The sequence below is a fragment of the Acinetobacter sp. ANC 4805 genome, assembly GCF_022549495.1.
Classification (GTDB): domain Bacteria; phylum Pseudomonadota; class Gammaproteobacteria; order Pseudomonadales; family Moraxellaceae; genus Acinetobacter.
On sequence record NZ_JAKZGD010000001.1, the window covers coordinates 238013 to 260187 of the forward strand.

General features: G+C 41.1%; 15 protein-coding genes, 4 tRNA genes and 1 pseudogene. 12 read left to right on the forward strand and 8 right to left on the reverse strand.

Going from position 1 to position 22175, the window contains the following annotated elements; all coding sequences use genetic code 11:
* Window positions 1–3: 3 nt before the first annotated feature.
* From MMP60_RS01120 to MMP60_RS01130, 3 genes are all read left to right on the forward strand, one after another.
* On the forward strand, window positions 4–1251 hold the full coding sequence (locus MMP60_RS01120) for an efflux RND transporter periplasmic adaptor subunit (RefSeq protein WP_241334596.1): 1248 nt from the start codon (window positions 4–6) through the stop codon (window positions 1249–1251).
* On the forward strand, window positions 1241–4384 hold the full coding sequence (locus MMP60_RS01125) for a CusA/CzcA family heavy metal efflux RND transporter (RefSeq protein WP_241334597.1): 3144 nt from the start codon (window positions 1241–1243) through the stop codon (window positions 4382–4384). The genes MMP60_RS01120 and MMP60_RS01125 overlap by 11 nt, the downstream gene beginning before the upstream one ends.
* A 205-nt stretch (window positions 4385–4589) precedes the next feature.
* The gene (locus MMP60_RS01130) at window positions 4590–5534 is read left to right on the forward strand and encodes a cation diffusion facilitator family transporter (protein ID WP_241334598.1); all 945 of its coding nucleotides are present in this window, start codon (window positions 4590–4592) and stop codon (window positions 5532–5534) included.
* Between the two features lie 31 nt (window positions 5535–5565).
* Here the strand turns inward: MMP60_RS01130 and MMP60_RS01135 are convergent, their stop codons facing one another.
* The gene (locus MMP60_RS01135) at window positions 5566–5904 is read right to left on the reverse strand and encodes a zinc-ribbon domain-containing protein (protein ID WP_241334599.1); all 339 of its coding nucleotides are present in this window, start codon (window positions 5902–5904) and stop codon (window positions 5566–5568) included.
* Window positions 5905–6133: 229 nt separating this feature from the next.
* Here MMP60_RS01135 and MMP60_RS01140 point away from each other — a divergent pair, with 229 nt between their 5' ends.
* On the forward strand, window positions 6134–7753 hold the full coding sequence (locus tag MMP60_RS01140; protein ID WP_241334600.1) for a hypothetical protein: 1620 nt from the start codon (window positions 6134–6136) through the stop codon (window positions 7751–7753).
* 206 nt (window positions 7754–7959) lie between these two features.
* Window positions 7960–8868 (forward strand): hypothetical protein, encoded by a 909-nt coding sequence (locus tag MMP60_RS01145; RefSeq protein ID WP_228129336.1) that lies wholly within the window; start codon window positions 7960–7962, stop codon window positions 8866–8868.
* Window positions 8869–8910: 42 nt separating this feature from the next.
* Here the strand turns inward: MMP60_RS01145 and MMP60_RS01150 are convergent.
* From MMP60_RS01150 to MMP60_RS01180, 7 genes are all read right to left on the reverse strand, one after another.
* Window positions 8911–8986: transfer RNA gene (locus MMP60_RS01150), tRNA-Glu, on the reverse strand.
* A gap of 35 nt (window positions 8987–9021) precedes the next feature.
* Window positions 9022–9097: transfer RNA gene (locus MMP60_RS01155), tRNA-Glu, on the reverse strand.
* 211 nt (window positions 9098–9308) lie between these two features.
* Entirely contained in the window at window positions 9309–10715 is a 1407-nt protein-coding gene (locus MMP60_RS01160) for an amino acid permease (RefSeq protein ID WP_241334601.1), read from the reverse strand.
* Between the two features lie 415 nt (window positions 10716–11130).
* A tRNA-Glu gene (locus MMP60_RS01165) sits at window positions 11131–11206 on the reverse strand.
* Window positions 11207–11335: 129 nt separating this feature from the next.
* A tRNA-Ala gene (locus MMP60_RS01170) sits at window positions 11336–11411 on the reverse strand.
* Window positions 11412–11469: 58 nt separating this feature from the next.
* A complete protein-coding gene (gene gltX, locus MMP60_RS01175) occupies window positions 11470–12978 on the reverse strand; it encodes a glutamate--tRNA ligase (protein WP_241334602.1) in 1509 nt (502 codons plus the stop codon).
* A 105-nt stretch (window positions 12979–13083) separates the two neighbouring features.
* Window positions 13084–13386 carry a DUF4179 domain-containing protein gene (locus MMP60_RS01180; RefSeq protein ID WP_241334603.1) on the reverse strand — a complete coding sequence of 101 codons (303 nt, stop codon included), beginning with the start codon at window positions 13384–13386 and terminating at the stop codon, window positions 13084–13086.
* 407 nt (window positions 13387–13793) lie between these two features.
* Between MMP60_RS01180 and MMP60_RS01185 the strand changes: the two genes are divergently transcribed.
* The 7 genes and pseudogenes from MMP60_RS01185 to mraY all read left to right on the forward strand — a co-directional run bounded on the left by MMP60_RS01185 (window position 13794) and on the right by mraY (window position 22146).
* On the forward strand, window positions 13794–14789 hold the full coding sequence (locus MMP60_RS01185) for a sulfate ABC transporter substrate-binding protein (protein ID WP_241334604.1): 996 nt from the start codon (window positions 13794–13796) through the stop codon (window positions 14787–14789).
* Between the two features lie 197 nt (window positions 14790–14986).
* Window positions 14987–15910 carry a 16S rRNA (cytosine(1402)-N(4))-methyltransferase RsmH gene (gene rsmH / locus MMP60_RS01190; RefSeq protein ID WP_241334605.1) on the forward strand — a complete coding sequence of 308 codons (924 nt, stop codon included), beginning with the start codon at window positions 14987–14989 and terminating at the stop codon, window positions 15908–15910.
* A complete protein-coding gene (gene ftsL / locus MMP60_RS01195; protein ID WP_241334606.1) occupies window positions 15910–16248 on the forward strand; it encodes a cell division protein FtsL in 339 nt (112 codons plus the stop codon). The genes rsmH and ftsL overlap by 1 nt, the downstream gene beginning before the upstream one ends.
* Before the next feature lie 10 nt (window positions 16249–16258).
* Window positions 16259–18092: pseudogene (gene ftsI / locus MMP60_RS01200) on the forward strand (penicillin-binding protein PBP3).
* A gap of 3 nt (window positions 18093–18095) precedes the next feature.
* A complete protein-coding gene (locus MMP60_RS01205; protein ID WP_241334607.1) occupies window positions 18096–19595 on the forward strand; it encodes a UDP-N-acetylmuramoyl-L-alanyl-D-glutamate--2,6-diaminopimelate ligase in 1500 nt (499 codons plus the stop codon).
* Between the two features lie 22 nt (window positions 19596–19617).
* A complete protein-coding gene (gene murF / locus MMP60_RS01210; RefSeq protein ID WP_241334608.1) occupies window positions 19618–21027 on the forward strand; it encodes a UDP-N-acetylmuramoyl-tripeptide--D-alanyl-D-alanine ligase in 1410 nt (469 codons plus the stop codon).
* A complete protein-coding gene (gene mraY / locus MMP60_RS01215) occupies window positions 21028–22146 on the forward strand; it encodes a phospho-N-acetylmuramoyl-pentapeptide-transferase (RefSeq protein WP_241334609.1) in 1119 nt (372 codons plus the stop codon).
* The last annotated feature ends 29 nt before the right edge of the window (window positions 22147–22175 follow it).

A 22175-nucleotide genomic window follows, 5' to 3' on the forward strand; every position in this document is an offset into this window, starting at 1 on the left:
GAGATGAATATCAAACAAAAAACACCTTCTCAGTGGCTTTGGATTGTGGTGATTGCCGTACTGACGATACTTTTGGCAGTCGGACTATTGTGGAATAACAAGAGCAAAACTGCTGAAAGTGCTGCACAGGGTGAACAAGAACATGCTCATCAGAAAAGTGAAAAAGCTGAATCTGCTCATGATGAAAATGGTGAGGAACATGAGGCTGAAGAAAGCCTTAGTTTAACTGCAGAGCAAATGCAGCAGCATCGTGTCAAATTGGCACAAGTGGCATTGGGTGAAGTGAATCAGGTTCAAACTTTTCCTGCAAAATTGGTCGTGAATACAGATCGGCAAGCGCATGTATCACCAAGCTTTGCAGGGCGGGTTGAATCGGTACATGTGGAATTAGGTCAGCAAGTGAAACGCGGTCAGGCTTTGGCGAATTTATTGGTGCCAGACTTAGTCGATCAGCAAGCTAATTTGCAGATTGCCCAGACCAATTTGGATTTAGCCAAACAAGATTATGAGCGTGAACATCGCTTATGGTCTCAAGGTATTTCTGCCAAACAAGACTATCAGCGTGCTTATAATACGTATCGTCAGGCACAAATTCAGGTACAGGCAGTTCGTTCGCGTCTTAGCGCCTTTGGCGCAAGTTCTGGCTCAAATGGTCGCTATACCTTAACTGCACCGATCAGTGGTGTGATCAGTAATAAAGATATTGTCATCGGTGAAAATGTTCAACTTGCCGATCAATTGTTTACCATTGATCAGTTAGATCAACTTTGGTTGGAATTTGTGTTGCCCACTATGGCGAATATCAATGTGCAACCCAATCAGCAAATTCGCTTTAAATCGCTACAAACAGGCAATATTTTTAATGCCCAAGTTCAGAGCCTAACCACGGAGGCAGATGCTCAAACGGGGCGCTTACAGATTCGTGCCAAAGTATTGTCGAATGCGACTGAATTACGTCCAAATCTGATGGTCAATGTTGAACTACAAGCAGGTTCAAAATCATCTGTGATTCGCGTGAGTTCTGAAGCGATTCAACAGGTCGAAGGCAAAGACGTGGTATTTGTTGCGCAGACCAATCAGAACAAAGGTTTTGACTTCAAGGCTGTTCCTGTTCAAATCGGTCAGCGTACGCAAGATGGACAATGGGTCGAAATTACTCAAGGTCTAAGCGCAGGGCAATCTTATGTGGCAGTCGGCAGTTTCTTACTGAAATCAGAACTTGAGAAAGGAGAGGCTGAACATGGGCACTAATTCCTCTCTTTTACCCAAGCCAGAGGGTGTGTTTGATCGCATTATTCAATTTGCGATTAACAACGCCATCTGGGTGATTTTGTTTGCAATGACATGGATTGCGATTGGCATTTGGAGTTATCAAAAACTGCCGATAGATGCTGTACCGGACATTACCAATACGCAGGTGCAAATTAATACCCAAGCCAATGGTTATACCGCTTTAGAAACCGAGCAACGGATTACTTATCCGATTGAAACGGCGATGGCAGGACTTCCGAATCTAGAGCAAACGCGTTCAATTTCCCGTTATGGTTTATCGCAGGTCACCATTATTTTTAAAGATGGCACTGATATTTACTGGGCAAGGCAATTGATCAATCAACGTTTGCAGGAAGCAGATGGGCAGTTACCTGATGCTGTTGATCCCGTGATGTCACCTGTATCAACAGGGCTTGGTGAGATTTATCAATGGGTGATCAAGGCTCAACCTGATGCGAGAAAGGAAGATGGTACACCTTATAGCGCAATGGATTTACGAGAGATTCAAGATTGGATTGTGCGTCCGCAATTGCAGCGTGTCAAAGGCGTTGCGGAGATCAATAGTATTGGGGGATATAATAAAACCTATATTGTTTCTCCTGACCTTAAACGCCTACAACAGTTACAGATTTCGTTGACGGAATTTCAAACGGCATTACAGGAAAACAATGAAAATCGAGGCGCAGGTTTTATTGAGGAAAATGGTCAACAGTTGACGGTGCGTGTACCAGGTATGCTCAGCACGGTTGAAGATATTCAAAATATTAGCGTAACGACAAAAAATGGTTTACCGATTCGTGTAGCAGATGTTGCTAGTGTTGCGATCGGACATGATCTGCGTACAGGTGCTGCCACGTATAATGGTGAGGAAACGGTACTGGGTATCGCCATGATGATGTTGGGTGAAAACAGCCGCATCGTGGCTCAATCAGTAGGTGCAAAAGTTAAAGAAATCCAATTGACGCTCCCAAAAGGTGTTGAAATTGAAACAGTGTATGACCGCACCAGTTTGGTCAATAAAGCGATTAAAACTGTTCAGAAAAACTTAGTAGAAGGTGCGATTCTTGTCATCGTGATTCTGTTTGTGTTCTTGGGCAATTTCCGTGCCGCTTTAATTACTGCCTGTGTGATTCCACTCTCCATGCTGTTCACTTTGACAGGAATGGCTGAAAAAAATATCAGTGCCAATTTGATGAGTTTGGGGGCATTGGACTTCGGAATTATTGTGGATGGTGCGGTGGTTATTGTTGAAAACTGTATTCGACGGCTTGCGGAGGCACAGCATCATGCAGGGCGATTATTAACGAGACAAGAACGTTTTAAAGAAGTCTTTCTTGCAGCAAAACAAGCACGTAAGCCGTTATTATTTGGGCAAGCCATTATTATGGTGGTGTATTTACCCATCTTTGCACTTTCAGGTGTGGAAGCCAAAATGTTCCATCCAATGGCGATGACCGTGGTGATGGCATTGTTGGGTGCGATGATTCTATCGGTGACGTTTGTTCCTGCGGCTGTTGCACTGTTTATTACAGGTGAAGTGAAAGAAAAAGAATCTCGTTGGATGCAAGCACTGAAACGTAAATACCAACACATCCTTGATTGGGCGTATCAATTCAAAATGGTGGTGGTGGCTTTAGCAATCAGTATTCTGGTATTAACAGGCGTGCTGACGACTCAAATTGGGAGTGAATTTGCACCACAATTAAGTGAGGGTGATTTTGCCTTACAGCAAATGCGTTCACCGAGTACGGGTCTGGAACAGTCTTTACGCATGCAGGAGAACACAGAAAAACTGATTTTGAAAAATTTCCCTGAAGTCAAAGCGGTGTTTGCACGAACGGGGACTGCTGAAGTTGCGACGGATGTGATGCCGCCAAATATCTCGGATGCCGTGATCTTGTTGAAACCATATGATCAGTGGAAAAATCCGAAAGAAACGATTGATGAACTGCGGACTCGTATGCAGGCATTTTTAGCAACCATCCCAGGCAATAATAGCGAATTTTCTCAGCCGATTGAGCTGCGTTTTAATGAGTTGATCTCAGGTGTGCGGAGTGATGTCGGGATTAAAGTCTTTGGCGATGATATGGATGTGCTGAATACCCAAGCACAGGCAATTGCGCAACAAGTCCAGAAAATCTCGGGAGCGACGGCAGTTAAAGTTGAGCAAACGACGGGCTTGCCTGTACTCAATGTCGATATCAATAATCCACTTGCAGCGCAATATGGCTTGTCGGTGAAAACCATTCAAGATGTGGTTGCCACAAGTGTGGGTGGTCAAAATGTGGGGCAAATTTTGCAAGGAGATCGCCGTTTTGAGTTTGAAATCCGTTTAGCTGATGAACAGCGTACCGCACAGAATTTGGCACAGTTGCCGATCCAATTGCCAAATGGTGGTTTGATCCAATTACAAGATGTCGCCAAAGTGGAAACGATTTTAGGGATGAGCCAGGTCGGTCGTGAAAATGGCAAACGTCGGGTCATTGTGACCGCAAATGTTGAAGGACGTGATTTGGGTTCATTTGTACAAGAGTTACAGGCGACACTCAAACAACAACCGCTACCTGCGGGCTATTGGTTGGAATATGGTGGGCAGTTCGAGAACTTGGCTTCTGCGGCAGCACGTATGCAAATCGTGATTCCATTGGTATTGATCACCATCTTCATTTTATTGATGGCGGTGTTTCGTAATATTAAAGAAAGCTTGTTGGTGTTTAGCGGTGTTCCGTTTGCTTTGTCAGGTGGTTTGATTGCTTTATGGCTACGAGATATTCCATTATCGATGTCAGCAGGAGTCGGTTTTATTGCGCTTTCTGGGGTTGCCGTCCTCAATGGTTTGGTGATGCTCAGTTTCATCAAGGAGTTGCGTGCGCAATTTAATGTGCATAAAGCAACATGGCAGGGGGCAATTCTCCGATTGCGTCCGGTCTTGATGACAGCTTTTGTTGCTTCGCTAGGTTTTATTCCAATGGCGATTGCGACGGGGACGGGTGCGGAAGTGCAGCGTCCTCTGGCAACGGTCGTGATTGGTGGAATTATTTCCTCTACCTTACTGACGCTGTTGATTTTACCTGTGGTGTATCGTTGGATGAATGAGAAAGTTTCTGATTAGTGTCATTTAGCGGAATCTAAATCAGTATTCGCTATTGTGATAGGTGGCATGGATGTACCGTCAGACCTACAAAGGATTTTGCCTACTTTGATCCTTCAAAGTAGGAAGAGGCCTATACACATACCATTTGATTTAGGCTTTAATTCGAGGCAGTGTAAGCACGATAAAAGAAACTTCTTACTTACAAAATGATAAGGAGTCCAATATGAGTGGACATCAAGGGCATGATCATAGCCATGCCGCCGTCACTGAAGGCAATGCGAAAAAGTTAACCATTGCGCTAATACTGACCACTACATTTTTAGTTATTGAATTTATAGCGGGTTTAATCACGCAAAGTTTGGCATTACTTTCTGATGCAGCGCATATGTTTACCGATGCTGCTGCATTGGCGATTGCTTTAGCAGCGATTAAAATTGCGAAACGTCCTGCAGATAATAAACGCACCTTTGGTTATCAACGGTTTGAGATTTTAGCGGCATTATTTAATGCATCAATGCTGTTCTTTGTGGCGATGTATATTCTTTACGAAGCCTATCAACGTTTTACCCAACCGCCTGAAATTCAAAGTCTTGGTATGTTGATTGTGGCTTCAATAGGTTTGATCATTAATTTAATTTCAATGAAGATTTTAATGTCCAGTGCGACTGAAAGTCTGAATATGAAAGGTGCTTATTTAGAAGTGCTGAGTGATGCATTAGGTTCTGTTGGTGTCATTATTGGTGCGGTGATTATCTATTACACCAATTGGTATTGGGTTGATACCATTATTGCAGTTGCGATTGGTTTTTGGGTCTTACCAAGAACTTGGATTTTGCTCAGACAAAGTATCAATATTTTGTTAGAAGGCGTGCCTGAAGAAATTGATATTGAAAAATTACGCCATGATTTACTTGCATTGGATGGAGTTGAAAGTATCCATCAATTAAAAGTTTGGGCGATCACATCCAAAAATATCCATCTGACGGTTCATTTGTTTGCACCGAACATAGATCGTAATCAGTTGCATCGTACTGCAATCGAAATGTTATCACATGAACATGGTATTGCTGAGGTGACTTTGCAAATTGAAGATGATGCAGAAATGAATTGTCAGCATACGCATCAACATGTTGAAGGCGAACAGCATGATCATTCACATCAGCATTAAGCTGATGTGAATATCCATTTAAAATGTTGTATTAATTCTGCCATTCATGATTACAATCACGGCATTTCCAATGCTTTTGCGCTTGCATAAAAGCTTGCATTGAAATCTTAAAATCAGGCAGATCACGCCAGAATAAAATGCCTGCAATCACACAGACCACAAACACCACAACGGTTGCAATTTGTAGACCTTGACCAGCACCATTTCCGAAAATCCACATGGCAACACTAATCAATACCAGTACCAATAAAATAAAAATAGCAGGGACTAAAAGCACCAAACTTTTAGGTACATTTGGACGAGGGCTATTGGCACCCTGACTGACAGGCATAATTTTCACGCTTTGACATTTAGGGCAACGGTATTGCATAGAGGTTTCCTATAGTATTTTGTTTATTTTACCGAAAATTATGCAAAAGCTAAAATCTTGAATTGTTCAAATATATAAACTTATTTATTTTGTGTGTTGCTTAAATCGCTGAGTAGGTTCATAAAAAAGGTAGACAGCCTATTACAGTTCGTCTAAACCTGTTCGCTAAAGCAGTATCAGTCATGCTAATTTGATTCACGAATTTGCTCAATAATTCGCAAGGAATTACATGCTGCCCACCAGAATTCTAAAATTACGTTTAGCACGTATTACAAAGGGAGAAGGTCATCTTTCTACCCAAGATAAACTCATGCTGGTCAGTATGGAAAGCCCTGATTTAAGTGCAAATTTCTTTTTAAGACTGTTTAAAGTGTCATTGCCGAAACAATGGAAGTTTCAGCATGAAACAGATGAAGAACTTTTATATATATCACAATTAATTCAATTGATTGAAAATGAATTTATTCCAAGCTATGAATCTCATGCTAGAAAATATGCATGGTATGAACAGTGCTTGATGTATAAGCTCAATTTTTTAGTCCCTCAACCGACGCAACAACAGATCAATACCTATCTACGTCAGCTCGATCGTTGTTTGGATCAACAGCCTAAAATTGATTTACTGCATTATCTTCAAGAAAAATACCCAAGTGCAAAACATGCAGTGGCTTTGGCTAAAGCCTATGCAGGGGTAGAACAATATACACAAGCCATTGAACAGCATGAATGGGCATCACAGCAGTCGATACAACGCAGTGAAATCGCGTTTTATGCCTATATTGAGTGCTTGGTGAATCGTCGGCAATCTGAATACATGCCGTATGTTAGCGATATTGAGTATGCGATTGATTTGTTATCTAAATTTGAGAAACCGATTGATCAGAAGACATATCTGAAAACATTGCAAGCTGCTGTGAATGCTTTATTGCCTCCCGTTATTTTGCAAACTCAGGCAATAGAGACCAATATTTTGGCGGATGTGGGACGTGGTTTAAGTTCACTGGGTAAATCTCTAGGTGGAATGCTAGGTGGGCGAGATTTTCACCTTCCGTATAGTAAAGAGGTTATTGCAAATGCACCGCAACTCCTCACTGATCACCTTGTCTGTGCAGGTTTGGCAGAGTCGAGTGCGATGCAGAATGCTGTGTTACGGATTTTTAACAATCATGAACATGAGATAGAGCAAGTTGAGCCACTCTTGATGCGCTTATGGTTGGCACTTCAACAGGATATTGAGATGTTGGGGTTGTTGATTGAACCGAAACAACGAGATCAATTGCTACTTTATTTATCGAAGTTTGAAATAAAACCAAATTCAGTGACGAGTGTGGAACCGATACAAATGATCCTAGAACAAGGGATTGATGCGTATTTGGGAGATTTTCGTCTTGATAAGCAGCATCCTGAAAGAAATGATTTATATGAGCAACGAGATATTGTTGTCAATGAAATGACGACTTTTGCACTGGAGTTCCAAAAGAATATTCTAGAGCCCTATTTAGTGAATAAACGTCAATGTTTACAACAGTTACAATCGCGGTTACTTGGTCAGTTAGATGAAATTGCACTATCGAGTGGATTGTTGGCTTACCAGTTTGAAACAGAGCAACGTGCGCAGGATTTATTTGATTGGATGCAGGAGAAACTGGAGAAAGGTCATGATTTTGAGAAAATGCAAGCCGCATGGGTTGCTTTACGAGAAGTGATTCATTTAGACGTTGCAAATATTGAGGAAAGACTTGCACCTATTCAACATGCTTTGGAGAGGTATAAAGATATTCGTCTTCATCAAGTGTTTTTGAAACAAGAGATGAATGAGACAGTACCGTTGAAAGAAAGTGAAATGTAATGTTTTCTGCGTGAAAGTTGCAAAATGAAGACATTAAATAATTTAAAAGTGTGCAACAAAAAGACGCAAATTGCTTTAGATAGCATGCTAATCTACATAAAAATAGCAAATAAGTTTATAAAGTAGATTGTTACTCATATGAAGAATTGAGTTGCTAAGAAGGGAATAGGGAGAACATCTTGAATCGACAAGATGATAAAAAGGCAATGTTCGATATTATGCCTGCAGATATAGAATCATCTGATGGAAAACCGTCTTTATCACGTCGGTTAATCAACAAGACACTGCAACATGCACAAGATGCTGTGGAGTTTGCAAGTGACACCTCTCGTAATATTGCAGGGGTGGCAGATGCTGCATTAGATGCCTTAGATCAAGTCACTCATCATACCAAACGTGGTGTTGAGGGGATGCGTAATACTGTTCGCGATATGGTATCAGAAACCAGTGAAGCCGCACGTCAGGTTGCACTGGCAATGGCTCGCGCATCGTTAGGTAAAAGTAGTTTAACTTTATATTTACCTGAAATGCTGCTGAATAACCAAATTCGGAAACGCATGGATCGTTCTGAAATAGATGATATTCGAATTGAATGTGGCAATGATCGGTTCCATATTGAGTTAGATGGGCACTATCGTCGTTTTCTTTATCGTCTTTCCTTAGAGTTTAATGTTTTAGAATGCCGTATTGGACAGGAAAAATACTTACGCTTATGTCAGGTTGATGAGCACCTTGACTTACAAATCCGTCATGGTGGTACTTTGACCAATTGGGCTGCACGGAGAGTTGGCAATATTAGTTTTGAGTTGATTAACTCTTTACCTATTCCATTTCTGATTAATCATTTGATTCGCGATGTGCCGGGCATTCAAAAAGAAGGGCATCGTTTGTGGTATATCGACCTAGAAGAAGCAGGCTTTATTGATTTCATTAATAACCGTTCATGGATGGTGGATAAGTTATTAAGCTTGACCGATTTTAGTATTTTACCTGGTCTGAATATTTTGCAAGAAAGTCGTGACTTAGTGCAACAGTTGGTAGACCAATTTGAGATTCGTGGTTTACGTGTTCAGTCTGGGCGTCTAGAAGTCCAAGTTGGAATTGGCACTGAATAAGCAATAAAAAAGCCACTGTCAATGCAGTGGCTTTTTAGAATTTGGCGTCCCTACGGGGATTCGAACCCCGGTTACCGCCGTGAAAGGGCGATGTCCTAGGCCTCTAGACGATAGGGACTTATATGAGGCATACATCTGAAAAATATTAAATATTGGCGTCCCTACGGGGATTCGAACCCCGGTTACCGCCGTGAAAGGGCGATGTCCTAGGCCTCTAGACGATAGGGACGTTTCAGAGGTGGGCGTATATTAGGGTGAATTAGGTAGGGTGTCAAACACTTTTCTCAAGAAAATCTAAAAAAAGTTTATGAATGTCTAAAAATAAAACATATCGTCGAATAAGTAATCAAAATGAAACATTTAAGCAAAAAATACCCAATGAACTGTTTTCGATTGCGCTAAAAAATGCAGCTTAAGCTGCATTTTTATCTTCATGATTTTTATTTACGATCACGATAAAAAATGTAGTGGCTCAGATAACAAGCTGCAATGAAGATTAAGCAACCAATAAAGCCCGCATACATTTCTGGATCAGCCGCCATACTTAAACCAGTAATCAGGCAGAATACAAATCCTAAAATAGGGACAATTGGATAAAGTGGTGCAGCAAACTTTAAGTCTTTTACAGTGTGCCCAGCTTTATACCACTGACGTCTAAAATTAAATTGACTCAAGCAAATGCTCATCCACACAATAACCATGGTGAATGCAGCAACACCCAATAAATTTTTGAAGATAGTTTCAGGTGCAAAATGTTCTGATAAAAGCCCTGGAATTGCACCAAACATCGTGACGATAAGTGCAATAATCGGCGTGCCACTCTTAGAAAGTTTTGAAAATATGCTTGGCAATTGGCGTTGATCAGACAGAGACCACATCATTCGTGATGCTGCATAAAGCCCTGAGTTTGCAGCAGATAATAGAGCCGTAATAATCACGAAGCGGATAATATCATCGGCATAAGGAATACCAATATATTTAAACACGGTTACGAAAGGGCTACTACTGACACCTTCACCACCCAAGCCTGCTACTTGAAATGGCAGTAGGGCACTGATAACGATGATGGTACCAACGAAGAAAATAAGTAAACGCCAAATTGCAGCATTGATCGCTTTAGGGACATTTTCTGCTGGGTTTTTGGTTTCACCAGCCGCAACACCAATCAACTCAGTCCCAGAAAATGCAAAGTTAACAATTAACATGGTGGTGAAAATTGGAACTAAGCCCTGAGGGAACCAACCATGTGCGGTTAAATTGTGAAATAACGGTGCTGATTCTGAACCATGAAAAGGAATTAAGCCGAAAATGGCCAATAAACCGAGGATAATAAATGCAATCACGGTAATGACTTTAACAAGGGCAAGCCAAAATTCAGATTCGGCAAAAATACGGGTCGAACTGATGTTTAGCCCGAAAATAATGATGGCAAAAACAATAGTCCAAATCCACATCGAAATGTGTGGAAACCACTCTTGCATGAGTAAAGCCGCAGCCGTAAATTCTGTACCAAGTGTTGCTGTCCATGTAAGCCAATACAGCCAAGAAATGGTGTAACCCGTACTTGGGCCAATATATTTTTGAGCGTATGCACCAAAAGATCCTGCAACAGGCATGTGTACTGCAAGTTCGCCTAAACAAAGCATGACCATGTAGGCGATGAGACCACCTAATACATAAGCGATAATTGCACCAATCGGACCTGTTTGAGCGATGACTTCGCCAGAACCTAAAAATAGACCTGTACCAATTGCTCCTCCTAGAGAAAGCATGACAAGGTGGCGAGTGCTCATTGCACGTTTTAAAGTCTTTGATTCTGACGTCGCATTTGAGTTGGAAGATTGCATACGACAATTTGCCCAAGCATTGAGAAGCGGCTATTTTAGGGGAAATTTTAAAATGTGCAATTTAATTGATATATATTTATAATTATCAAAAGCTTATTCCTAAAAAATAGACCTAAAATTAATAGAAATTTGTAGATATTGAGAGGGTTTTAATCGGTTTAAACAAAATGTTGAAATTGCAGTAAAAAATAAATTTTTAGCAAAATATTGGTCAATATCTTGTTTAAAGAAACGATACTTTTGCCTTATTGCTAGCGTATTAATAGCCATTTATAACTCTTTTTATGGATCGGCTCAGCAATGGGTAGATCAATTCGAGCTTTGAGTCGGCAATCGACATTTAAAAGCACGAATTAAAGTTAGAAGCGAAGAGGCAATAAAAAAGCCACTGTCAATGCAGTGGCTTTTTAGAATTTGGCGTCCCTACGGGGATTCGAACCCCGGTTACCGCCGTGAAAGGGCGATGTCCTAGGCCTCTAGACGATAGGGACTTATCGAGGCTTTTGTGCAAAAACTTTTTGCATATTTTGTAGAGCTTTACTTGCTTGCGCACAGCAGTTCACTTTAAATTTTAAGAAAAAATCTTAAAGTGATACTTTAAGTTCTCTGTTCTTAAAATTTGGTGGAGCCAAACGGGATCGAACCGTTGACCTCTACAATGCCATTGTAGCGCTCTACCAACTGAGCTATGACCCCAGTCTGTGTGAGCGCAATATTAGGATGATTGCACTCACACGTCAATCATTAAACTCAATTAAGTCTCACTATTTGCATCATTTTTCGGCAATTTTAGTGATTCATTCAGTTTTTCCCAAACTTTTAATTCTTTCTTGCTTGGTCCACCAACAAGTTCTAAGGCGTGGCGTAAACGAGCAAATGTTAAATCTGGGCCAAGTGTGACCATAGACTGCATCACAGGGGTTGAACTGGTCGAACCTGCAATCGCAATAAAGAAGGCAGGCATGAAGTCACGGAGTTTAATTTCCATTTGATTTGCCAAATCCATCAGTGTTTGGCTAACGGTGTCATTATTCCAAGTAAACTGACTCTCTAAACGCCATATTGCAAATTGTAGGCTTTGACGAACTTGTTCTTCGGTCAATTTTTTGCTTTCAAACTGTTCTTTGCTGATTTGAGGCATGTGATTGAAATAGAAACCAGCCCAATTCACCGCTTCAGAGAGTAAGTTAATTCGCGGTTGAATTGCAGCAGCGATATCTTCAAGGGTTTGACGATCACTTTTCCATGACAATAAACGGTCTAAAAGTTGTCCAGGTGTCAATCCTTTGATCCATTGACCGTTGAGCCAATTGAGTTTCTCAACATCAAAGATTGGGCCACCAAGTGAGACACGTTGTACATCAAAGTTTTCGATCATGTCCTGTAGGGTAAACACTTCACGTTCATCTGGCATTGACCAGCCCATACGACCTAAGTAGTTCAATAGTGCTTCTGGTAAAACACCGATATCGCGATAGTAATTGATCGAGGTTGGGTTCTTACGTTTAGATAGTTTTGATTTGTCTGGGTTGCGCAATAATGGCATGTGACAAATCGTTGGCATTTCCCAACCAAAGTATTGGTAAAGTAATTGATGTTTAGGTGCCGAAGGCAACCATTCTTCGCCACGTAATACATGGGTGATTTCCATTAAATGGTCATCAACGACATTGGCAAGGTGGTAGGTCGGTAGACCATCTGTCTTTAATAGCACTTGCATGTCGACTTGGGCCCAAGGAATTTCAACCTCGCCACGAAGTAGGTCATTGATTTTACAAATACCTTCTTCAGGTACTTTCATACGAATGACATGTGGCTCACCCGCAGTAAGGCGTTGTTGTACTTCTTCTTGTGATAGTTTTAAACCACGACCATCATATTTGGGTGTTTCACCGCGCGCTTGTTGTTCAGCACGCATTTGGTCAAGTTCTTCTGCGGTTGCAAAACAGTAGAACGCATGACCCTTTTCAATTAGGTCTAAAGCGTATTGCTTATAAATTCCCATACGTTCTGACTGACGATAAGGTGCATGTGGGCCACCGACATCTGGGCCTTCTGACCAGTTCAACCCCAACCAACGTAATGAATCTAAAATCATTTTTTCAGATTCAGGAGTTGAACGGAGTTGGTCTGTATCTTCAATACGTAAAATAAATTCACCGCCGTGCTGTTTGGCAAAGCATAAATTGAATAATGCAATATAGGCAGTACCTACATGCGGAAAACCTGTAGGGGAAGGTGCAATACGAGTACGGACTTTCATAAGTGATCGGAGATTAAATTAAAATTGAAACTATTATAACGAAAAAGCCTAGTCACAGCATGACTAGGCCCATTTAAACATGTGAAGGATTACATATTTAAAAATTTAAGACGTATGTGGTTGGAATATGGTTTGAACAAAACGTGAAAAACGTTCATGTTGGTTTGCAAAGAAATTTTGAGTTGGTGTTGTACGTATCGTATTCAACATTTTTAACTCATCATCAGTCGAGGGTAACATTGCTGTATTGCGCTTTTGTTGATCAAGTGCTTTTACAATTAAAGACGATGATTTATCAATCGTTTTCATGTTATTACTTTCTTTAATTGCTGCGGCATGTCCAACTTGAACAGAACAAACTAAAAATAAGCTTAAGCATAGTGTTTTTTTAAATTTTAATGCTTGCACTGTTAATATCCCCTTCATGACATTGAGTCTACAAGACTAACCAAATTACTATAGTATTGCTTTAATCCGACGATTTAAACATAAATCTTAATGAAAAAGTACAACTAAGTCACATTTTTTGCAAAAATATAAGAATAAAACACTCTTTTGTGTATTGCATATTCTATGGCTAGTTTATGTACAACTCAAATTTAGCAAGTAAATGTGTAGAAAAAGTGGAGAATGAGAATTTTTCTCAATTCTGAGTTGTGGGTAAGAAGTCTTAGCATTTTTAGTGTAATCCATACGCGTAATTACGATATCTTAAAAAGAGAATATTTATTAATTTATTGATATAACCATATGATTGTAAAATGTTTTTAATTAAATATAGTGGTCATGGTTGATATGAAATGAGCAAACAATAAATGAAAACAGTGATCGCAGCGGCATTGCTCGCTTTAGGTTTAAATGGTGTAACGCAAGCAGCAACAACATTTTTGAATGTATCCTATGACCCCACACGTGAGTTTTATCAAGAATATAATCAAGCATTTGGTCAGTATTGGAAACAAAGAACAGGTCAAGATGTAGACTTTAAACAATCGCATGGCGGTTCAGGTAAACAGGCACGATCGGTGATTGATGGTTTACAGGCTGATGTTGTGACCTTAGCATTAGCCAATGATATTGATGAAATTGCCAATGCAGGTCTCATTCGTAAAGATTGGCAAAAACAATTTAAAAATAATTCAGCACCCTATACGTCAACAGTGGTATTCCTTGTGCGTAAAGGCAATCCGAAAAATATTCGTGATTGGAATGATCTTACCAAAGCAGGCATTGAAATTATTACCCCAAATCCGAAAACAGGGGGCGCGCCACGTTGGATTTATTTATCGGCATGGGGCTATGCGTTGAAACAACCCGGTGGTAATGATGTCAAAGCCCGTGAGTTAGTGAAAAAGCTGTATCAAAATGTCAAAGTACTCGATTCTGGTGCGCGTGGTTCTTTAACCACATTTGCTGAGCGTGGTATTGGTGATGTCCTACTATCGTGGGAAAATGAAGCTTTATTGGCAACCCAAGGCTTGGGTAAAGATAAATATGACATTATCTATCCATCAATTTCGATTTTGGCTGAGCCATCAGTGGCAATCGTGGATAAAACCGTGGATAAAGATGGCAATCGCAATTTAGCACGAGGTTATTTAAATTTCCTTTATTCACCATTGGGGCAGGAACTTGCGGCAAAGCATTATTTCCGTCCACGTAACCCACAAGTTGCAGCAAAATATGCCCAACAATTTCCGAAGATTAAATTATTTAGCATTCATGATGTATTTGGTGGATGGGCAAAAGCGCAAAAAACACATTTTGTAAATGGTGCGGTTTTTGATCAAATTTATGCGGATAGACCATAAATAGATCGGTCATGAAATTTCAAGTTGCATATCGAAAAGCAAATACAGAAGGTATTTGCTTTTTTGTTGCATAAAAAATGATAAGAAAACGGTTTTATCTATGAAAAGTTAAGAATTCTCTACAAAAAGTCGTTTGGTGCTGGCATAAAACAAGGTGATAATGTGCAGTTACATTTTCAGCTGTTGATCCCATTCTTATGTCGCATATTTCTGTCTTACTTCATGAAACCGTTGATGGCGTATTGGCAGGTCGCGATACTGGTGTTTTTGTCGATGCAACTTTTGGTCGAGGAGGGCATACTAAGCTCTTACTTTCAAAGTTGGATCAAAATGCGCGTGTTTACGCCTTTGATAAAGATCCGCAAGCACTTGCAGTCGCAGCACAATTAGAACAAGAAGATTCACGATTTAAAATTATCCATGCCAGTTTTGCTGATCTTCAAGCTGAATTAGCCAATATTGGGATCACAGAAGTCGATGGCATCATGGCGGATTTAGGCGTGTCATCGCCACAGCTTGATCAAGCCGAACGTGGTTTTAGTTTTATGCAAGATGGCCCGTTAGACATGCGTATGGATAATTCTCAAGGTTTGACTGCGGCTGAATGGTTATTAAAAATTGAAGAAGAAAAATTAGCCAATATTATTTTCCAATATGGCGAAGAGCGTTATAGCCGTCGTATTGCCAAGGCCATTAAACTGGCAGGTGAAATTACGACAACTGCTCAACTTGCAGAAATTGTCAAAGTTGCTCATCCGAAATGGGAAAAGCACAAACACCCTGCAACACGTACTTTCCAAGCGATTCGTATTGCAATTAATAAAGAGCTTGATGATATTGAAACATTTTTACCGCAAGCTGTAGAATTGTTGAAAGTACAAGGACAGTTGGCTGTGATTAGCTTCCACTCTTTGGAAGATCGTTTGATTAAACAGTTTATCCAAAAAGAATCAACTTTAGCGGAAGATCATGGTTGGGGGATGCCTCAAGCACAGGTTGATACGCGACGTTTAAAGAAAGTGTCTCGTATTCGTGCGAGTGAAGCAGAAGTAAAAGCAAATCCTCGTTCACGTAGTGCATGGTTGCGTGTGGCAGAGCGTTTAGAGCAAAAAGGCAGATAATGAATAAAAAAAATGATGATGAGGTTTTATCTAGCAGCAAAAAGGGACTGAAAAAAGTTGTGGTGTATGCTGTGCTTCTTGCATTGGTCTTCATTAGTGCGATGATGGTGGTGTTCCAAGTATTTGAATATCGTCATGATTATCGTGATTTGAGTGGATATATGCGTGAAAAAGATGATTTAAATGCTGAATGGGGGCGTTTATTGATTGAGCAACAAACCTTTGGTGCGACTGCACAGATTGGTTCTCGTGCTGTGACACAGTTACGCATGTTTTCACCGCCTGCGGCGCAAACCGTCGTGATTTCTTTACCTATGACTTCAAAGCAAGACAAATAAGGCATGCTGTATGGCAGATAAGCGAAGCAAACCAATACGAAAAAAACAGCAGTCCATTTCGGAAAAACCAACACTTGCTTTGGATATGTGGCGATTTTATTTGCTTTGGGGAACAGTACTCCTTTGCTTTATTATCTTGGTCGCGCGCGCTTTTTATGTGCAAGTGGTCAATAAAGACTTTTTGCAGAACAAAGCCAATGCCAATATTTTACGTACCGAACGCTTAGAGGCGATGCGTGGCGTGATTAGTGATCGCCATGGTGTACCTTTGGCGATTAGTACACCGATTATGAAAATCGTCATTGACCCAAGAGATTATTGGGAGACTAAAAAGCAGTATGATGACATTACGGCAGAACTACAAAAAGACCCAACTAACCGTAAACTCAAACGTCAGTTGCCAGATAAGAATCTAAATTTAGATGAATTGGCAGATGCAGTGGGTGTTGATCGTGCAGATCTCAAAAAGCAAATGGAAGCTCGTCCACGTTCGCGCTATTTGGTATTGCAGAAGGAAATCCCGCCTCAGCAAGCTGATTTAATTACCAAGCGAAACTTTCAAGGGGTTTATGCTGAGAAGAGTTATAAGCGCTACTATCCACAACCACAACCGAATGCACAGATTATTGGTTTGACTAATAGTGAAGGTGTTGGGGTCGAAGGTCTAGAAATGCAGCTGAATAAGCAGCTCTCTGGCGTGGACGGTGAACAAAAAATTATTCGTGATAAAAAAGGTAATCGTCTTAAAGTTTCTGAAGTGGTTAAAGAAGTTGAATCAGGCGAAAACGTTACACTCAGTATTGATTCACGTTTGCAATATATTATGTATCGTGAATTGACTGCAGCAGGTGTCGCGAATAATGCACGTTCTGCCACTGCAATTGCAGTGGATGTAAAAACGGGCGAAATTTTGGCAATGACCAGTTGGCCATCGTATAACCCGAATGATAAAAATGGTTTAGCCAACAAAGATGCAATGCGTAACCGTGGCGCAATTGATATGTTTGAGCCTGGTTCGACCATGAAGCCATTTACGGTCGCTGCAGCTTTAGAAAGTGGGAAATATACTCCAAATACCATCGTCAATACTTCGCCGGGTTCAATGAAATTGGGATGGCATACTATCCGTGATACGCATAATTATGGCGCATTGACCCTGACAGGGATTATTGTTAAATCATCAAACGTTGGTTCAGCCAAACTCGCGCTATCGTTACCTAAAGATGCGATTCCTTCTTTCTTCCGTCGTGTTGGTTTTGGGCATCGTTCAGATGTGAAGTTTCCCGGTGAAAGTGCGGGTCTGTTGTATTCGGGTGAGAAATTAAATCCATCTCAGTTGGGTACGATGGCGTATGGTTATGGCTTGAATGCGACAATTTTACAAGTCGCACAAGGTTATGCCATGTTGGCAAATCATGGTATGGAAATGCCATTAAGTCTACGAAAATTAGATCAGGCACCCCAAGGCAAGCAAGTACTTGACCCTAAAATTGCAGATCAAGTGCTACTGATGCTTGAACAAGTTACGATGCCGGGTGGTACAGCAACACAAGCAAATATTCCAGGTTATCGTGTTGGTGGTAAGACAGGTACGGCACATAAATTACGCGCGGATCGTAAAGGTTATTCGAGTAATGAGTATCGTGCTTTATTTGCTGGGGTTGCTCCAGTAAGCGATCCTCGTTTAGCGATGATTATTGTAGTTGAAAATCCACAGGGTCGTTATTACGGTGGTCTAGTCGCAGCACCCGTTTTTGCGAGAATTATGCAAGAATCGCTACGATTATTGAATGTACCTTTAGATAAGCCACTTGATACTTCTATAAAATCCAATCCGTAGGTAGATTATGTCGATTAGTTTTCAGCAGATACATCCGATCAGCATCGATGCGGCTTGGCCTACTCAGCCTTTTCAGGGCTTTTGTTTGGACAGTCGTAAGATTGCAGTAGGGCAAATTTTTATTGCTTTAAGTAGCTATAGTCAACCTGAAAAAACACGTCAATTTGCACAGAATGCGCTGAATGCAGGGGCATCGGCGGTCATTAGTGAAACGAGTTTGGGGCTCACAAATGAGTGGGTTTGTCCTGAAGTGCGTTATCTCATGGGTGAATGGCAGAAGCAGTATTTGCTAGCGGTCGATCCTGTACAGCCATTACGTGGTATTGCGGTAACGGGTACAAATGGAAAAACCACCATTTCACGTCTGATTGCAGAATTAGTCAGTTCACAAGCGGCAGGCTGTGCAGTGATGGGAACAACGGGCAATGGTATTTTGCCAAAATTAACCCCATCGACCCATACCACTTTGGATGCATTGCAATTACAGCAAGCGTTACATGACTATGCTAAACAAGGGGCAAGTTTTGTCGCACTAGAAGCCAGTTCGCATGGTCTGGAACAAGGTCGTCTGAATGGTTGCGATCTTGAAATTGCAGTTTATAGTAATTTAAGTCGTGATCATTTGGATTATCACGGTACTTTAGAGGCTTATGCAGAAGCTAAGGCGCTATTATTTAAATTTACTACTTTAAAAGTCGTTGTGATTAACATCGACGATGCACATGCAAACGTGATGCTGACTGCTGCGAAAGAGAATCCATCAAAACCGAAAGTTTTGACTTATTCTTTGACTCAAACGACAGCGGATTATCATATTGCTGATTTGCAATATCGCTTGAGTGGTGCAAGTTTTACATTGATTAGTCCAACAGGTACTTTTGCTGTGCAAAGCCCATTGCTTGGGCATTTTAATGTAGAGAATTTATTAGCAAGCTTGATTGCAGCAGAATATGCGGGCTTTTCCCTTGTTGATTTAGTGCAGTTTGTTCCTCAACTTCAGGGTGCTCCAGGGCGAATGCAAGTCATTCAAGATGCGGATCGTTTATTTGTCGTCGATTATGCCCACACCCCTGATGCCTTGATTCAAGTATTAACTACGTTAAAACGTCATGTTACTGGACAACTATGGGCTGTATTTGGCTGTGGTGGTGATCGCGATCGTGGTAAGCGTCCTTTAATGACTCAGGCTGCGCTTGATCATGCTAATCCTGTGGTTCTTACCTCAGACAATCCACGAACTGAGAACCCTGAACAGATTTTTGCTGATATGAAGCAGGGAATAGATTTTGCAGAACACAACGTACATGAAATTCATGATCGTCGTGAAGCAATTAAGTTTGTGGTTGCTCAAGCTCAAGCAGGCGATATTGTGGTGATTGCGGGCAAAGGTCATGAAAACTATCAAGAAGTGGATGGCGTTCGTCACTGGTTTGATGATGTGGTCGAGGTACAGTCTGCGATTAATGCACAAGCCCATTCAGTCGATTCAGCTTATCCTGCGCAATAAGGTTAAAAGGTAAATAAAGCGTATGCATACTTCAACAACCAGCACCGTTCCACTAGAACCTTGGACAGCAGAGCAATTACAACAAGCGACTCAAGGTGAGTGGCATAATCATAAAATTCCACAAAGCGAAATCAAGCGTATTTTGACTGACTCTCGTCATGCTGAAGCTGGAGACGTTTTTCTTGCTTTAAAAGGTGAGCGTTTTGATGCACATAACTTTGTCGCCCAAGTGGCGACCCAAGGTTGTCAAATTGCCATCGTAGAGCGCCCGATTGATGCAGATATTGCACAACTGATTGTCAAAGATACACGTTTGGCTTTAGGTCATCTCGGTGCTTATCGTCGTCAACAAAATCCGCAGTTGAAAGTGATTGCGTTAACAGGCAGTAGTGGTAAAACCACGACGAAAGAAATGTTGGGTAGTATCTTATCTCGTTTAGCGCCAACCTTGATTACGCGTGGTAATTTAAATAACGACTTAGGCGTACCTATGATGTTGCTTGAATTGCGTTCAGAGCATCAATACGCTGTGATGGAATTGGGTGCGAGTCATCAAGGTGAAATTGACTATACTTCTCATCTGGTTCAACCACATGTGGCTGGTATTCTGAATATTGGTACGGCACATTTAGGTGAGTTTGGTGGGCGTGAAGGAATTTGTCGTGCCAAGTCAGAGATTTATGCACATATTTTGCCTGACGGAATATCGGTTGTTCCCGCTGATGATGATTTTACAGTTACCATTCGTGAAAATGCCCAAGCTCATTCAATTCTGAGTTTTGGTCAGGGTGGAGATGTATTTGCGACAGAGGTTGAATTACATCCTCAATCAGCAAAATTCAATTTACATACTCCACAAGGCATACGTGCAGTGGATCTCCCGTTTGCAGGTGCACATAATGTGCAAAATGCCGCTGCTGCAACTGCATTTGCACTGGCAATCGGCATTGCGCTTGATGATATTGTACAAGGCTTGGAGCAAGCACAGGGTGCTAAAGGACGTTTGAATTTTATTCAACGTCAAAATTACTTATTTATTGATGATACTTATAATGCCAATCCAACTTCGATGCGTGCCGCAGCGGAGGTTCTTGCTCAACAAGCAGGGATTAAAGTGATGGTGATTGGAGATATTGGTGAGCTTGGCAGCACAGCAGCACAGCAGCATTATTTGTTAGGTCGAGATTTAGTTTCGATGCAGGGGATTCATTTTGTGGTCGCAGTGGGAGAATTTTCACCTGCCACACAAGAAGGTGCGAGAAGTACGCAGTACGGTAAAAAATTACAAGCTTTTCTGAATCAGGAACAAGCTTTGTCATTTTTGATTAGTTTGGTAGAGACACATCAACCACAGTACATGAGTTTCCTATTTAAAGGTTCTCGTTATACCCATATGGAAACGTTGATGGCTGATTTGATGGAGAACATTTAAATGTTGTTATGGTTATTTGAACAATTGGCAGGCTATAACAGCTCTTTCCAAGTGGTTCGCTACTTAACATTACGCTCTTTATTAAGCGTATTGACTGCTTTGACGATTGGCTTGGTTTTAGGGCCAGTGATGATCCGTAAATTACAAGCCTTAAAATATGGTCAGGCGGTGAGCTCTTTTGCTCCTGAAAATCATGCCAAAAAGATGGGTACGCCAACCATGGGGGGGATCCTAATCCTGCTCTCCATCGGTATTAGTACTTTATTGTGGGCTGATTTATCAAATCCTTACGTCTGGATTGTATTGGGTGTCATGGTGGTCTTTGGTGCTGTTGGTTGGGCAGATGACTGGATCAAAGTCCGTTATAAAGATAATGCTGGTTTGCCTGCACGTAAAAAATTCTTTTGGACTTCTGTAGCATCATTAGGTGCTGGTATTGCCTTATATGTAATTGCCAAACAACAGGATAATCCAGTGAATACGGCAAACATGCTGGATTTGCTTATCCCATTCTTCAAAAACCTCTCGATTCCACTCTCAGCGGTTCCGTTTGGTTTAGCATTTATTGGTTTTACTTATCTGGTCATTAATGGTGCTTCTAATGCAGTCAACCTGACGGATGGTTTAGATGGCTTGGCAATTATGCCAATTGTCATGGTTGCAGCAGGTTTAGGGGTGTTTGCCTATTTGTCGGGTGATATTCGTTTCGCCAATTATCTGCATATTTCCTATGTAAAATATACGTCCGAATTGGTTGTGGTGTGTTCCGCAATGGTTGGCGCGGGTCTGGCATTCCTTTGGTATAATGCCCATCCTGCCCAAGTATTCATGGGCGATGTTGGTGCTTTGGCACTCGGTGCAATGCTGGGTACAATTGCTGTGATGGTACGCCAAGAAATTGTATTTGCGATTATGGGCGGTGTCTTTGTGATGGAAGCCGTTTCTGTATTTTTACAAATCGGTTCATTGCGTATGCGTAATAAACGTGTGTTCTTAATGGCACCTTTACATCATCATTATGAAAAACAAGGTTGGAAAGAAACTCAAGTCGTTATTCGCTTTTGGATTATTACCATTTTCCTTGTTGTGTTAGGCTTAATGACCTTAAAGTTGCGTTAAACCATGATTCAAAAAGAAGCTGGTGATCA

Excerpts from the sequence above, each read along its gene's own strand:
- MMP60_RS01120 (WP_241334596.1), top strand. The coding sequence starts at position 4 with ATGAATATCAAACAAAAAACACCTTCTCAGTGGCTTTGGATTGTGGTG.
- rsmH (WP_241334605.1), top strand. The coding sequence starts at position 14,987 with ATGTCGCATATTTCTGTCTTACTTCATGAAACCGTTGATGGCGTATTG.
- gltX (WP_241334602.1), bottom strand. The coding sequence starts at position 12,978 with ATGAAAGTCCGTACTCGTATTGCACCTTCCCCTACAGGTTTTCCGCAT.
- murF (WP_241334608.1), top strand. The coding sequence starts at position 19,618 with ATGCATACTTCAACAACCAGCACCGTTCCACTAGAACCTTGGACAGCA.
- MMP60_RS01125 (WP_241334597.1), top strand. The coding sequence starts at position 1,241 with ATGGGCACTAATTCCTCTCTTTTACCCAAGCCAGAGGGTGTGTTTGAT.
- MMP60_RS01135 (WP_241334599.1), bottom strand. The coding sequence starts at position 5,904 with ATGCAATACCGTTGCCCTAAATGTCAAAGCGTGAAAATTATGCCTGTC.
- MMP60_RS01205 (WP_241334607.1), top strand. The coding sequence starts at position 18,096 with ATGTCGATTAGTTTTCAGCAGATACATCCGATCAGCATCGATGCGGCT.
- MMP60_RS01145 (WP_228129336.1), top strand. The coding sequence starts at position 7,960 with ATGTTCGATATTATGCCTGCAGATATAGAATCATCTGATGGAAAACCG.
- MMP60_RS01160 (WP_241334601.1), bottom strand. The coding sequence starts at position 10,715 with ATGCAATCTTCCAACTCAAATGCGACGTCAGAATCAAAGACTTTAAAA.
- ftsL (WP_241334606.1), top strand. The coding sequence starts at position 15,910 with ATGAATAAAAAAAATGATGATGAGGTTTTATCTAGCAGCAAAAAGGGA.
- mraY (WP_241334609.1), top strand. The coding sequence starts at position 21,028 with ATGTTGTTATGGTTATTTGAACAATTGGCAGGCTATAACAGCTCTTTC.
- MMP60_RS01140 (WP_241334600.1), top strand. The coding sequence starts at position 6,134 with ATGCTGCCCACCAGAATTCTAAAATTACGTTTAGCACGTATTACAAAG.
- MMP60_RS01130 (WP_241334598.1), top strand. The coding sequence starts at position 4,590 with ATGAGTGGACATCAAGGGCATGATCATAGCCATGCCGCCGTCACTGAA.
- MMP60_RS01185 (WP_241334604.1), top strand. The coding sequence starts at position 13,794 with ATGAAAACAGTGATCGCAGCGGCATTGCTCGCTTTAGGTTTAAATGGT.